This window comes from Phreatobacter aquiterrae (genome assembly GCF_053471285.1).
Genome location: NZ_JBJPHW010000018.1, coordinates 46,320 through 59,628, shown reverse-complemented (window position 1 = coordinate 59,628; position 13,309 = coordinate 46,320). Strand labels below are relative to the sequence as shown.

The 13,309-nt window shown below is 66.2% G+C and carries 9 protein-coding genes; 4 read left to right on the top strand and 5 right to left on the bottom strand.

Annotated elements, in window-relative coordinates; translation table 11 throughout:
• Positions 1-230, top strand: a 230-nt coding sequence (locus ACJ4V0_RS20480; RefSeq protein WP_448299783.1) for a transposase, incomplete at its 5' end; no start/stop codon positions are given.
• A 12-nt stretch (positions 231-242) separates the two neighbouring features.
• Here the strand turns inward: ACJ4V0_RS20480 and trmFO are convergent.
• The 4 genes from trmFO to clpB form a co-directional block, all read right to left on the bottom strand.
• Positions 243-1,661: a methylenetetrahydrofolate--tRNA-(uracil(54)-C(5))-methyltransferase (FADH(2)-oxidizing) TrmFO gene (trmFO, locus tag ACJ4V0_RS20475; protein ID WP_448301464.1), complete on the bottom strand. Its 1,419-nt coding sequence runs from the start codon at positions 1,659-1,661 to the stop codon at positions 243-245.
• A 66-nt stretch (positions 1,662-1,727) separates the two neighbouring features.
• Positions 1,728-2,738, bottom strand: a complete 1,011-nt coding sequence (locus ACJ4V0_RS20470) for a COG3904 family protein (RefSeq protein WP_448301463.1) — start codon at positions 2,736-2,738, stop codon at positions 1,728-1,730.
• A gap of 86 nt (positions 2,739-2,824) precedes the next feature.
• A complete protein-coding gene (locus ACJ4V0_RS20465; protein ID WP_448301462.1) occupies positions 2,825-4,762 on the bottom strand; it encodes a hypothetical protein in 1,938 nt (645 codons plus the stop codon).
• Positions 4,763-4,857: 95 nt separating this feature from the next.
• Positions 4,858-7,455 carry an ATP-dependent chaperone ClpB gene (gene clpB / locus ACJ4V0_RS20460; protein ID WP_448301461.1) on the bottom strand — a complete coding sequence of 866 codons (2,598 nt, stop codon included), beginning with the start codon at positions 7,453-7,455 and terminating at the stop codon, positions 4,858-4,860.
• Between the two features lie 294 nt (positions 7,456-7,749).
• On the opposite strand from clpB, the gene ACJ4V0_RS20455 reads away from it, so the two are divergent.
• On the top strand, positions 7,750-8,556 hold the full coding sequence (locus ACJ4V0_RS20455) for an MOSC domain-containing protein (RefSeq protein ID WP_448301460.1): 807 nt from the start codon (positions 7,750-7,752) through the stop codon (positions 8,554-8,556).
• A 312-nt stretch (positions 8,557-8,868) separates the two neighbouring features.
• On the opposite strand, the gene ACJ4V0_RS20450 is transcribed toward ACJ4V0_RS20455, so the two are convergent.
• A complete protein-coding gene (locus tag ACJ4V0_RS20450; protein WP_448301459.1) occupies positions 8,869-9,582 on the bottom strand; it encodes a nitroreductase in 714 nt (237 codons plus the stop codon).
• 129 nt (positions 9,583-9,711) lie between these two features.
• Here ACJ4V0_RS20450 and ACJ4V0_RS20445 point away from each other — a divergent pair, with 129 nt between their 5' ends.
• Positions 9,712-10,926, top strand: coding sequence for a BaiN/RdsA family NAD(P)/FAD-dependent oxidoreductase (locus ACJ4V0_RS20445; RefSeq protein WP_448301458.1), 1,215 nt, complete (start codon positions 9,712-9,714; stop codon positions 10,924-10,926).
• A gap of 96 nt (positions 10,927-11,022) precedes the next feature.
• The gene (locus ACJ4V0_RS20440) at positions 11,023-13,308 is read left to right on the top strand and encodes an NADP-dependent malic enzyme (RefSeq protein ID WP_448301457.1); all 2,286 of its coding nucleotides are present in this window, start codon (positions 11,023-11,025) and stop codon (positions 13,306-13,308) included.
• The last annotated feature ends 1 nt before the right edge of the window (position 13,309 follow it).

The following is a 13,309-nucleotide window of genomic DNA, read 5'->3' as shown; positions in this document are numbered from 1 at the left end:
AATGGCCGAAGAACATCACGCCAATCCTCCTGCCGTCGCGCTCGCCGGAGCTGAATCCGGTCGAGCAGGTCTGGCAGTTCCTGCGCGCCAACTTCCTCTCCAACCGCGTGTTCGAGACCTACGACGACATCATCCAGGCGTCGTGCGAGGCCTGGAACAGGCTCGTCGCACTGCCAGGGACCATCACGTCAATCGGCATGCGCGACTGGGCACACATCGGTCAGTCGTGAGGGCCGTTGGTATTACTCCGCCGCGATGCGTGCCACGCCGCCGAGCCAGGCGTCGAAATCCGCCAGCGCCCGGGCGCTCAAGACCTTCTTGCGCGCCTGCGTCTTGGCGTTGCCACGCAGCCGCTCGCCGTCGGGTCCCTTGTTCGGCGCCGGCTCGGTGAGCGGCGGGAACAGGCCGAAATTGATGTTCATCGGCTGGAAGGACCGAGGCCCCTCGTCGATGGTCACGACATGCCCGCCGGTGATGTGGTTGATCAGGGCGCCATGCGCCGTCGTCACCGGCGGCAGCGCCGGCGTCCGTCCCAGCCGTTCGGCCGCGGCGAACCGCCCGACCATGCCGCCGATGGCGGCGCTCTCGACATAGCCCTCGCAGCCGGTGATCTGTCCGGCGAAGCGCAGCCGGGGCTGCGCCTTCAGCCGCAGGGTTTCGTCGAGCACCTTCGGCGAGTTGAGATAGGTGTTGCGGTGGATGCCGCCGAGCCGGGCGAACTCGGCGTTCTGCAGGCCGGGGATCATGCGGAAGATGCTGGCCTGTTCGCCATATTTCAGCTTGGTCTGGAAGCCGGTCATGTTGAACAGCGTGCCGAGCTTGTTGTCCTGCCGGAGCTGGGCGACCGCATAGGCCTTCACGGTGGGATTGTGCCTGTTGGTCAGCCCGACCGGCTTCATCGGCCCCCAGCGCAGTGTCTCGCGGCCGCGCTCGGCCATCACCTCGATGGGCAGGCAGCCGTCGAAATAGGGTGTGCCCTCCCATTCCTTGAACTCGGTCTTCTCGGCCGCCAGCAGCGCGTCGATGAAAGCCTCGTACTGCGCCTTGTCCATCGGGCAGTTGATGTAGTCGGCGCCGGTGCCGCCCGGCCCTGCCTTGTCGTAGCGCGACTGGAACCAGGCCGTCTCCATGTCGATGGACTCGAAATGGACGATGGGCGCGATGGCGTCGAAGAAGGCCAGTTCCTTCTCGCCCGTCAGTTGGCCGATGGCCGCAGCAAGCGCCGGCGAGGTCAACGGACCGGTCGCCACGATGACGCTGTCCCAGTCCTCGGGCGGAAGCCCCGCCACCTCGCCACGTTCGATGGAAATGAGGGGATGGGCCGCGAGCGCCGCCGTCACCGCGGCGGAAAACCCGTCGCGGTCGACAGCCAGCGCCCCGCCAGCCGGCACCTGGTTGGCATCGCCCATCCGCATGATGATGGAGCCCATGCGGCGCATTTCGGCATGGAGCAGCCCGACCGCGTTGGTCTCGGCATCGTCCGAGCGGAAGGAGTTCGAGCAGACGAGTTCGGCGAGGCCCTCGGTCTTGTGGGCCTCGGTGCCGCGGACCGGGCGCATCTCGTGAACGACGACGGGAACGCCGGCCTCGGCGATCTGCCAGGCGGCCTCGGAGCCTGCAAGGCCGCCGCCGATGACGTGAATGGAGGAAATCTGGGTCATGCCAAGGGTCTTACGGCCAGCCCGCATAGGCGGCAAGCCCACCGCCCAAAGAGAACCAACCACTTACTACCGCGCCAGCGGACCAGCCCTATGATAGATGTCCAAGAGCCCCTGCAATTTTGCCGCGCCTTCTTCGAACGGCATTAGGTCGAACCCACAAAAGACCGCGGCACCGTAGAAATGCTGCAGAGCGAAACCCACGGTCTTCGCTTGCTTAAGTTTTTCAATAAAATCATTGTCAATTGCATATGTCGCGTTGATCATCGAACCATGACTGGTGATCGATAATCTGCGGCCATCTGCGCGATAAGAGACACCATCCAACAAAATGCTATCCGCACCCATCGTCAGCACATCATCTACATTGGATCCCGCGTCAAAAATCACGTGCAAAAATACTGATCCGACCTCGGGAAAAACGATCAAAAATTTGCCAAGCCCAAACACTGTCTCCCGCTCTCCCTTGAGATATAGGCAAGATGGTCGACTCTCTATAGTCCATATTGGCCTTTTGTATCCGTTATTTACAACATTCAGGCGAACAAGCGTCTCTTCTGGAATAGTAAGAATATCATCGAAGGATGTTTCTGCAGCAAGCGCAAACAACTCCGTATCCACATCCATTGACTTTATATACTCAACAATTTGAGCAGACAAAACTTGTGCTTTCGCTACATTTTTATCATCACCGCGAAGTACGAAACGATGCACTCCGTAAAAATTTCCATCACCGACGAAGCGAAACTCACCACCGAGAAGGGCGATTGCCGCGGCACTCATACAGTGCCCTGGCAAGACCTCCCATTGGCCATGCGCAGTCCATACCCCCTTCTGCCCGACACAGGCTTGAAGCCGATGCGATCGGATCAGGCGCCCAAGCTTCATGCCGCCTTCAAGGCTCCCACCTGGCGAATGCAGATATATGACAGAGCCGTTTGGAATCGAGTTCTCAACAATGAACTCCTCGAGTCGATTGTCACTGTCAGGTTCGATTTCCCCGTCTCCGAATATACGCCATGTAAAATCATTCATAAATATTTTCAGCCACTCCGGTGGCGGGGCGCCAAAAAAATACATATCGACCTCGGAGGGGTGATTCTGGCTTCTTTAAAAACTACATTCACAGATAAGAACGACAATTCGGCAATTATTGTGTGCAAACATCAGCGCGTCTCAAGCTCATTACCTGAAGACACTAGCTTTTTTGACACACGACCGCGTTCGGCATTCACGCGCCGGAAGGCCGGTTCGCCCAGCGTCGCCAGCGCCAGCGCGCTGATATGGACGGTTGCGGATTTCTGGTCCGCCTCGCGCTGCCAGTAGTGGGTGTGGTTGAAGTAGCCGCCGAGCAGCGTGGTCGTGAGCGGCACGTTCAGCGTGCCCGGCGAGAGCTTGTCGTTGATCGGTCCGCCGATAAAGTCACCCTTCACGACGAAACGCTGCGCGAAATAGAGGTTCGTCCAGCAGGTCAGGGCGAACATGGCCGAATGCTGAAGGCGCGGCCGGCTCTCGGGCGCACGCCTGTCGCCGGCCACATTACGGCCGAACAGGACGCGGCCTGTCTCGCCCGGGCTATGGGCGGGAGGTGCGACCGGAAACTCACGCAGTTCCACCTTCCTGGCGAGACTGGTCGGATCGCCGTCCTCCGTCATCAGCAGGGCGGCGTGGGTCAGCGGGCAGCCAAGCGTGACGAAATCGCTGATGCGCCAGGGCGATGCCGTCAGGCCATTGTCGAAGCCGGACTGCTGCTCCCGGCAGAAGGTGCTGAAGGCCCAGCGCACACCCGCCTGATAGTCCAGCGCCGTTCCCGCGGCCGAGCCGTTCTCGGGTGCCCAGGCGAGCCCGCCGTCTTTTTCCGCGAGACGGAAGGTCGTGGCCCGAAGCGCGCCGTCCTTCATCTGGTCGATCGGGCGGAATGTCTCGATCATGGTGTCCGTCAGTTGCAGGCTCGACATCTGCTTCACGAAGAAGGCGCGCAGCACGTCGTAGGCGACAATGGTGCCGAGGCTGTGGGACACCACGACGATGCGGTCGTAGCGCGGCCGGCCGTCCGACTGACGCTTGTGCAGATCCGTCAGCACCTCCAGCCCCAATTGGCGGATGCGGTTGCGCGCCTCGATATTGTCCGGCGCATCGCGCAGATAGCGGGCGCAGTCGCCGACATATGGCACGAGGAAGATCGCCGCGAGGGCGAGGAACAGCGCCAGGAAGCCGATGAGCCAGGGCGCGGCCGCCGTGAACGTCACGGTGAGAAAGACGAGGTCGAAGGCGGTCTGAATATCGGTGAGGGACCCCGCCGCAGAGCGGATGCCGAGGACCAGGGCCAGCACCGGCCCCCAGAGCACGATGACGAGGGCGACTGCCGCCACCACCGCCATGCCGCCGAGCGCCGCGCGGGCCCCGAGGAAGATGAACAGGCCGGCCACCACCGGGATGAGCGTCAGGAGCGCGATGCCGTTCCAGTAGCCGATGAAGGCGAGAACGGCGAAGACCAGGAACACGGCGAGCCCTGCACGCAGCCCCTTGGCGAAGCACAGCCCGACGACGACCGCCGCCACGATTCCGATGGCCACGAATGCGGCGGCCACCGGCTCCGCCGCGTCGATGGCGCGCTGCTGCAGCACATGCGGCGAGGTGCCGGTCAGGTTCAGCCCGATGACCCAGAGGAGATGGACGGAGGCCATCATCGCGCCGGTCATCAGGCCGACGACGGCGTACCACAGCCAGGTGGCGTCGCGCGGCAGGGCGCTGCGGTCGCGCTTGGCCAGGTCGCAGAGCCAGAGCAGCACGGCGACGAGCCGCGTCCCGGACATCAGGTCCGCCCAGTAGAGCTCGAAGAAGTCGTAGCGCCGCCCCTCGCTGCCGACGGCCTTGGTCGAAACCGACTTGAGGTCGAAGGAGCCGTCCTTGCCGACATAGGGCTTGATCCACCGGCCGATGGCGCCCGGCTCGCCCGGCTCCCCGAGGACGGCGTTCACCACACCGAGCATCGTCTCCATGGGCCGCTGGTCACCGATGCCGTGGAAGACAAGCACGGCAGTCCGCGGCGCGGGTGCCGGGACGGTCTTGTCCTGGTCCTTCTCGACAGACGCGCCGGCCATCACGTTCCTCCCCGCAAGCGACAGGCCGCCCGATCGGATACCCGATCGGACGGCCTGGCAAGAGGGTTGCATTCCCGATGCGATGCAGCCGGGAGTTATTCGGCGGCAAGGGCCTGCGGCGCGGCCTCGAAGATCAGCCGGTCGCCCGCTGCCGAGGCGCTGACCCTGTCGCCATCCTTGATGTCGCCGCCGAGGATCTTCTCGGCCAGCGGGTCCTGGACGTATTTCTGGATCACGCGCTTCAGCGGGCGCGCGCCATAGGCGGGGTCGTAGCCCTTGTCGGCGAGCCAGGCCTTGGCGGCCAGGTCGACGTCGATGACGATCTTGCGCTCGTCGAGCAGCTTCTGCAGGCGCTTCAGCTGGATGTCGACGATGGTCGTCATCTGCTCGCGCTTCAGGCGGCCGAACAGGATGATCTCGTCGACACGGTTGAGGAACTCCGGCCGGAAGTGGCCGCGTACGATGGACATGACGCCGTCGCGCACCGCATCCACCTCCTCGTGCTCGCCCTGCATGACCAGCAATTCGGACCCGAGGTTCGAGGTCATGATGATGAGCACGTTGCGGAAATCGACCGTACGGCCCTGCCCGTCCGTCAGCCGCCCATCGTCGAGCACTTGCAGAAGGACGTTGAACACGTCCGGATGGGCCTTCTCGATCTCGTCGAACAGCACCACCTGGTAGGGCCGGCGCCGCACCGCCTCCGTCAGCGCCCCGCCCTCGTCGTAGCCGACATAGCCGGGAGGCGCGCCGATGAGGCGCGAGACCGAGTGCTTCTCCATGTATTCCGACATGTCGAGGCGGACCATTGCCGTCTCGTCGTCGAACAGGAATTCGGCAAGCGCCTTGGTCAGCTCGGTCTTGCCGACGCCGGTCGGGCCGAGGAACATGAACGAGCCGATCGGCCGGTTCGGGTCCTGCAGACCGGCGCGGGCGCGGCGCACGGCGGTGGAGACGGCCTTCACCGCCTCGCCCTGGCCGACGACGCGGCGGGCGATCTCGTCCTCCATGCGCAGGAGCTTGTCCTTCTCGCCCTCCAGCATCCGGTCGACCGGCACGCCGGTCCAGCGCGAGACGACCTGCGCGACGTGGTCGGCGGTCACCGCCTCCTCGACCATGGCCTGCTCGTTCTGCTGCTCGACCGAGGCGAGTTCCTTCTCCAGCGCGGGGATGGTGCCGTAGGAGAGTTCGCCAGCCTTCGCCCAGTCACCCTTGCGCTGGGCGTTGGCGAGGGTGTTGCGCGCCTCGTCGAGCTGTTTCTTGATCTCCGCGGCGCGGCCAAGACTGTCCTTCTCCGCCTTCCAGCGGGAGGTCATCTCCGCCGACTGCTCCTCCAGCGAGGCGAGTTCCTTCTCGAGCCGCTTCAGGCGGTCCTTCGAGGCCGTGTCGTTCTCCTTCTTCAACGCCTCCTGCTCGATCTTGAGCTGGATGACGCGCCGGTCGAGTTCGTCCAGTTCCTCGGGCTTGGAATCGACCTGCATGCGCAGCCGCGCCGAGGCCTCGTCGACCAAGTCGATGGCCTTGTCGGGCAGGAAGCGGTCGGTGATGTAGCGGTTCGACAGGGTCGCCGCCGCGACGATGGCCGAGTCCGTGATGCGCACCTGATGGTGCTGCTCGTACTTCTCCTTCAGCCCGCGCAGGATGGAGACGGTATCCTCCACCGACGGCTCGTCGACGAAGACCGGCTGGAAACGCCGGGCGAGGGCCGCGTCCTTCTCGACGTGCTTGCGATACTCGTCGAGCGTGGTCGCGCCGATGCAGTGCAGTTCGCCGCGCGCCAGCGCAGGCTTGAGGAGGTTCGAGGCGTCCATCGCCCCGTCCGCCTTGCCGGCGCCAACGAGGGTGTGCATCTCGTCGATGAACAGCACGATGCCGCCATCCGACGACGTCACCTCGGACAGGACGGCCTTCAGCCGCTCCTCGAACTCGCCGCGATATTTCGCGCCGGCGATGAGCGAGCCCATGTCGAGGGAGAGGATCGCCTTGTCCTTGAGGCTCTCCGGCACGTCGCCGTCGATCACGCGGAGAGCAAGACCTTCCACAATGGCGGTCTTGCCGACGCCGGGCTCGCCGATCAGGACGGGGTTGTTCTTGGTGCGGCGCGACAGCACCTGGATGGTGCGGCGGATTTCCTCATCGCGGCCGATGACCGGATCGAGCTTGCCCTCGCGCGCCGCCGCCGTCAGGTCGCGGGCATACTTCTTCAGCGCGTCATAGGCGTTCTCGGCCGAGGCCGAATCCGCCGTGCGGCCCTTGCGCAGCGCCTCGATGGCGCCGTTCAGCGACTGCGGCGTGACACCGGAAGCGGCCAGCGCCTTGCCGGCCTCCGTGTCCTTCTCAAGCGCCAGCGCCAGCAGCAGCCGCTCGGCGGCGACGAAGCTGTCACCGGACTTCTCGGCGGTCTTCTCGGCGGCGTCGAAGACGCGGGCAAGCCCCTGGCCGAGATAGACCTGGCCGGCTCCCGAGCCCTGCACCTTCGGAATCTTCTTCAGTGCCTCTTCGGTCTTCTGAAGCGCCAGTTGCGGCTGTCCGCCCGCCTGCCGGATCAGGCCCGAGGCGAGACCTTCCGTATCATCCAGCAGCACCTTGAGCAGGTGCTCGGGCTGGAACTGCTGATGTCCCTCACGAAGCGCCAGCGACTGCGCCGATTGGATGAAACCGCGCGAGCGCTCGGTATATTTCTCGATATTCATGGGCCACTCCTGATGCCCGTTCCCGTCGTCTCGCATGAGCCCGGAAGGAACGTCCGACCAATGGTTTCCCGGTCCCGAAGCGACCGGCTTTCCGCGGATATGGGGGCGTCACGCGGCTGTGAGAAGGGCTGGCACCGACACTTTTTGAGGCGTGTCAAACGGGGCCATGCCCGCCCTGGCAGGATCGGCCTCCTCCGGCCGCCGGAGCACCAGACCGTCACCCCGGCGAGCCCACAGGCGTGATCCGCGCCGCCTTGGCTTGACCGGCCCGGCCGCCTCGGGCCACCTCTTTGCATGACCGACGCTCCCCCCGCCTCCGCCCGCATCACCGCCCTCTACCGCTATCCGGTGAAGGGCCTCTCCGCCGAACCGCTCGCCGAAGCCCTCCTCACCGCAGGGCAGCACTTTCCCGGCGACCGCGTGTTCGCCATAGAGAACGGCCCGTCCGGCTTCGATCCGGCGCATCCGGAGCACCAACCCAAGCAGAAGTTCCTCGTCCTCGCCCGCCAGGCGGCGCTGGCGAAGCTCAAGACCCGCTATGACGACGTGAGCCACACCCTCACCATCGTCGCCGACAACACCGAGGTGGCGCGCGGTGACCTGACAACATCAGAGGGGCGCTCCGCGATCGAGGAGTTCTTCCGCATCTTCCTCGCGAAGGAACTGGCGGGAGCACCGAAGGTCCTGGAAGGCCCGCCCGGCTTCCGGTTCATGGATTCCCGCTCCGGCTTCCTCTCCATCATCAATCTCGCCAGCGTTCGCGCGCTGGAGAAGGAGACCGGCGTCGCCATCGACCCGATCCGCTTCCGCGCTAATATCTATGTCGACGGGGTTCCCGCCTTCTCCGAATTCGACTGGGTCGGCAGGCGCATCACCATCGGCGACGTCGCCCTGACCGGGCTGAAGCGCACCGAGCGCTGCGCCGCCACCACGGTCAATCCGGCCACCGCCGTGCGCGACCTGATGATCCCCGCCGTGCTGATGCGCAGCTACGGCCACGCCGATTGCGGCATCTACTGCGCAGTCGCCGGCGGCGGGCACATCGCGGTGGGCGACCGGCTTGTCGTGAGCGAGGGTGATGAGGCCGGCACGGCGTTCTGAGGGGAAGCACAGATTCGCCGCGGTGGCGCAAGTCGCGGGGCTGCCAGAGCGGAACCATTGCGTTGCACATCTGAATTGCGTCCTTCGAGGCTCGCTGCCACTCGCACCTCAGGATGAGGAGGCGAGTGGACTGCAGGACGCTCCGCTCGAAGCGGGACCGTTCGTGGCTCGTCCGAGCCGAATGCCAGCCACCACCTTCCTCATCCTGAGGAGCGAGCACCCGGCGATGCGCCAGCATCGTCCGGCAGCGAGCCTCGAAGGACGCACTTCAGTCGTGCAGGGCAACTGGGAAACAGCGTGAAGGAACGCCCCTCACCCCTCCCAGCGCACCACCTCCTCCAGCGGCGCGCGGGTCGTCCGATAGCCGTTGACCGGATGGGAGGTGTCCGCGCGTCCGAAGGAAATGCCGCAGACAACGCGGCGGTCCTCGGCGATGCCGAAATGCTGCCGGATCGACGTCGAGTGCACGGCGAGCGCCGCCTGCGCGATGGTGCCGACCCCATGCGCTGTCGCCGCGGTCATGAAGTTCGTGACATAGGCGCCGCAATCCACCGCCCCATAGACCCCGAGCGCCTCGTCGGTCGTGATGATCGCCACGTGCGGCGCGTCGAACAGGGCGAAGTTGCGCATGGACTGGCGGGCGTAGCCGGCCTTGTCGCCGCGCTGGACGCCTACCGCATCGTAGAGCTGGAAGCCGCAGGCGCGGCGACGCTCCAGCGCCACGCCGCGGTACTCGCGGGGAAAGGGGAAATCGCTCTGCGGCTCGACCGTGTAGTGGCCGGGGATCGATCCGCCGCCGGCGAGTTCCAGCATCAGCGTGCGAAAGCGCTCGACCGCGTCTCCGCTCGCGATCAGCACCTGCCAGGGCTGGGTGTTGTTCCAGGAGGCGGTCTTCTGCGCGATGCGCAGGATCGCCTCGATCGTCTGTCGCGGCAGCGGCTCGGGCAGGAAGGCGCGGCAGGAATGGCGCGCGGTCATGAGCCGGTCGAAGGCGGCGGCGTCGGGGGGCGTGGCTGTCTCGCTCATGGCTGGGCTCGCATCGGGCAGGAATAGGCCATCGTCTCCGCTCGGGAGGCCTTTCGCCATCCGCCGTTCGGCATGGCCGGCGGACGGCAGCGCTCGACAGGCGGGGCGTTTCGGGGCTACCGCTCGGCGATGACCCAACCTCCCCCGCCCGGCCGCAAGGCCACGACGACCTGTGACGTTCTCGTGCTCGGCGCCGGCGCGGCCGGAATGATGTGCGCCATCGAGGCCGGCAAGCGTGGCCGCTCCGTTCTTGTGGTCGACCATGCGGACGCCCCCGGCGAGAAGATCCGCATCTCCGGCGGCGGGCGGTGCAACTTCACCAATCTCGGCACCTCGCCGAAGAACTTCCTGTCGAAGAACCCGCGCTTCGCCATCTCGGCTCTGTCGCGCTACACCCAGCACGACTTCATCGCCCTGGTCGACCGCCACGGCATCGCCTGGCACGAGAAGACCCTCGGCCAGCTCTTCTGTGACGGCTCGGCGAAGCAGATCATCGCCATGCTCACCGACGAGATGGCAGGCGCCGGTGCGAGGCTGGCGCTCGGCACGGCGGTCGAGGACGTCGTCAAGACGGAGGGCGGCTTTGTGGTCCGCCTGTCATCCGGCGAGCTGCGCTGTGCCTCCCTCGTCATCGCCACGGGCGGCAAGTCGATCCCGAAGATGGGCGCCACCGGCTTTGCCTACGAGGTGGCGGAGCGTTTCGGCCTTGGCATCGTCCCGCCACGCCCGGCCCTCGTGCCGCTGACCTTTGCACCGGACCTGCTGGCGCGCATGACGCCGCTCGCCGGCATCACCGTCGACGAGGCGGTGGTCGGCCACGGCAAGACCCGCTTCCGCGAGGCCGTACTCTTCACCCATCGCGGGCTGTCGGGACCGGCGATCCTGCAGATCTCGAGCTACTGGCGGGAGGGCGACGACATCGTCGTGTCGCTGGCGGCAGACGTGAACGTCCTCGAGGGCCTGCGCGCCGCTCGCGCCCGGCATGGCCGGCAGGCGGTGCAGACCGTGCTGGCGGACATCCTGCCGAAGCGCCTCGCACAGGCCATCGTCGAGGCGGAGGGCATCTCCGGCAATCTCGCAGACTGCTCCGACAAGGTGCTCGCCCGCATCGACGCCGCGGTGAACGGCTGGCGCATCCGGCCGAACGGCTCGGAGGGCTGGCGCACGGCCGAGGTGACGCTCGGCGGCGTCGACACCGTCGGCCTCGACCAGCAGACCATGGCGGCGAAGGCCGTCGCCGGCCTGCATTTCGTCGGCGAGGCGGTCGACGTCACCGGCTGGCTCGGCGGCTACAATTTCCAGTGGGCCTGGTCGTCGGGCTGGGCCGCCGGTCAGGCGGTCTGACGGTCGAGGCTGCGTCCCCCTCACGGCCCGTTGCCGCGCGGGAAGTCACACCCTATGGTCCCCCTCCCTTCCGAGGAACGCTCAAGAAGAACCGACATGGCGACCGACAACACGAACGGCCGACGCAACCGCCCGACCATCACGGACCAGGAGGCGCTCGCCTTCCATCAGGTCGGCAAGCCCGGCAAGCTCGAGGTCGTACCGACCAAGCCGATGGCGACACAGCGCGACCTGTCGCTGGCCTATTCGCCGGGCGTCGCCGTGCCCGTGCTCGCCATCGCCGAGGACCCGGCGCGGGCCTTCGACTACACGACGCGCGGCAACATGGTGGCGGTGATCACCAACGGCACTGCCATCCTCGGCCTCGGCAATCTCGGCGCACTCGCCTCCAAGCCCGTGATGGAAGGCAAGGCGGTCCTGTTCAAGCGCTTCGCCGACGTCGATTCCATCGACCTGGAGATCGACACCGAGGACGCCGACAAGTTCATCGATGCCGTGCGCTACCTCGGCCCGTCCTTCGGCGGCATCAATCTCGAGGACATCAAGGCGCCCGAGTGCTTCATCATCGAGCAGCGCTTGCAGGAGCTCATGGACATCCCGGTGTTCCATGACGACCAGCACGGCACGGCCATCATCGCCGCCGCCGGACTGATCAATGCCATGGACATTACCGGCCGCGACATCAAGACGACGCGGCTCGTCGTCAACGGCGCCGGCGCGGCTGGCATCGCCTGCGTCGAGCTCCTGAAGGCCATGGGCTTCACGCCCGACAACGTGATGCTCTGCGACACCAAGGGCACCATCTGGCGCGGCCGGACCGAGGGCATGAACCAGTGGAAGTCCGGCCATGCCGTGACCACGGACGCCCGAACGCTGGCGGAGGCGGTCAAGGGTGCCGACGTCTTCTTCGGCCTGTCGGTGAAGGGCGCGCTGACGCCCGAGATGGTCATGACCATGGCGCCGAAGCCGATCATCTTCGCCATGGCCAACCCCGACCCGGAGATCACCCCCGAGGAGGTCCATGCGGTGCGCACCGACGCCATCGTCGCGACGGGCCGCTCGGACTATCCGAACCAGGTCAACAACGTCCTCGGCTTCCCCTTCCTGTTCCGTGGCGCGCTCGATGTGCGCGCCACGCAGATCAACATGGAGATGAAGATCGCCGCCGCCGAGGCGCTCGCCGCGCTCGCGCGCGAGGACGTGCCGGACGACGTCGCCGCCGCCTATGGCGGGGGCCGGCCGAAATACGGGCCGGAATACATCATCCCCGTGCCATTCGACCCGCGCCTGATGATCGCCGTCCCGACCGCTGTCGCCCAGGCGGCGATGGAGACCGGCGTCGCCCGCCGTCCCATCGTCGACATGGCCGGATACAAGGCCCAGCTCACCGCGCGCCTCAATCCGGTCGCCGGCGTCCTCGCCCGCATCTTCGAACGCGCCCGCCGCCAGCCGCGCCGCGTCGTCTTCGCCGAGGGCGAGGAGGAGCAGGTGATCCGCGCCGCCCAGAGCTTCGTCAACCAGGGCCTCGGCACGGCGATCCTCGTCGGCCGCGAGGACCGCGTCCGCGCCACGGCCCAGGCCGCCGGCATCGACCTGAAGGACGGCATCGAGATCGCCAATGCCCGGCTGTCGACGCGCAATGCCGACTACGCGAATCAGCTCTACGAGCGCCTGCAGCGCGAGGGATACCTGTTCCGCGACTGCCAGCGCATGGTCAACCAGGACCGCAACGTCTTCGGCGCCGCCATGGTGGAAGCCGGCGATGCTGACGGCATGGTCACCGGCGTCACCCGCAACTACTCCTCGGCCCTTGAGGAAGTGCGGCGCGTCATCGACGTGAAGCCAGGGCACCGGCTCATTGGCGTCTCGATCGTGCTCTCGCGCGGGCGCACGGTGCTGGTGGCCGACACCGCCATCACCGAGATGCCGTCGGCGGTCGATCTCGCGGAGATCGCGATCGAGGCGGCGCATGCCGCCCGCCGGCTCGGCACAGAGCCGCGCGTCGCGCTTCTCGCCTTCTCCAATTTCGGACAGCCGAGGGGCGAGCGCTCGGAGAAGGTCATCGAGGCCGTGAAGATCCTCGACGGCCGCCGCGTCGACTTCGAGTACGACGGCGAGATGTCGGCCGATGTCGCCCTCAATCCGGATCTGATGCAGGCCTATCCGTTCTGCCGCCTCAGCGGGCCCGCCAACGTGCTGGTGATGCCCGCATTCCACTCCGCATCCATCTCGACCAAGATGATGCAGGAACTGGGCGGCGCAACGGTCATCGGCCCGCTTCTGGTCGGCCTCGACAAGCCGGTCCAGATCGTGCCGCTCGGCGCGCGCGATTCCGACCTCGTCAACATGGCCGCGCTGGCCGCGTACAACATCGGCGGCTGAC

Coding starts and splice junctions, on each gene's coding strand:
- ACJ4V0_RS20455 (WP_448301460.1), top strand. CDS start 7,750: ATGACCGACGCTCCCCCCGCCTCCGCCCGCATCACCGCCCTCTACCGC.
- ACJ4V0_RS20465 (WP_448301462.1), bottom strand. CDS start 4,762: ATGGCCGGCGCGTCTGTCGAGAAGGACCAGGACAAGACCGTCCCGGCA.
- ACJ4V0_RS20440 (WP_448301457.1), top strand. CDS start 11,023: ATGGCGACCGACAACACGAACGGCCGACGCAACCGCCCGACCATCACG.
- trmFO (WP_448301464.1), bottom strand. CDS start 1,661: ATGACCCAGATTTCCTCCATTCACGTCATCGGCGGCGGCCTTGCAGGC.
- ACJ4V0_RS20450 (WP_448301459.1), bottom strand. CDS start 9,582: ATGAGCGAGACAGCCACGCCCCCCGACGCCGCCGCCTTCGACCGGCTC.
- ACJ4V0_RS20470 (WP_448301463.1), bottom strand. CDS start 2,738: ATGTATTTTTTTGGCGCCCCGCCACCGGAGTGGCTGAAAATATTTATG.
- clpB (WP_448301461.1), bottom strand. CDS start 7,455: ATGAATATCGAGAAATATACCGAGCGCTCGCGCGGTTTCATCCAATCG.
- ACJ4V0_RS20445 (WP_448301458.1), top strand. CDS start 9,712: ATGACCCAACCTCCCCCGCCCGGCCGCAAGGCCACGACGACCTGTGAC.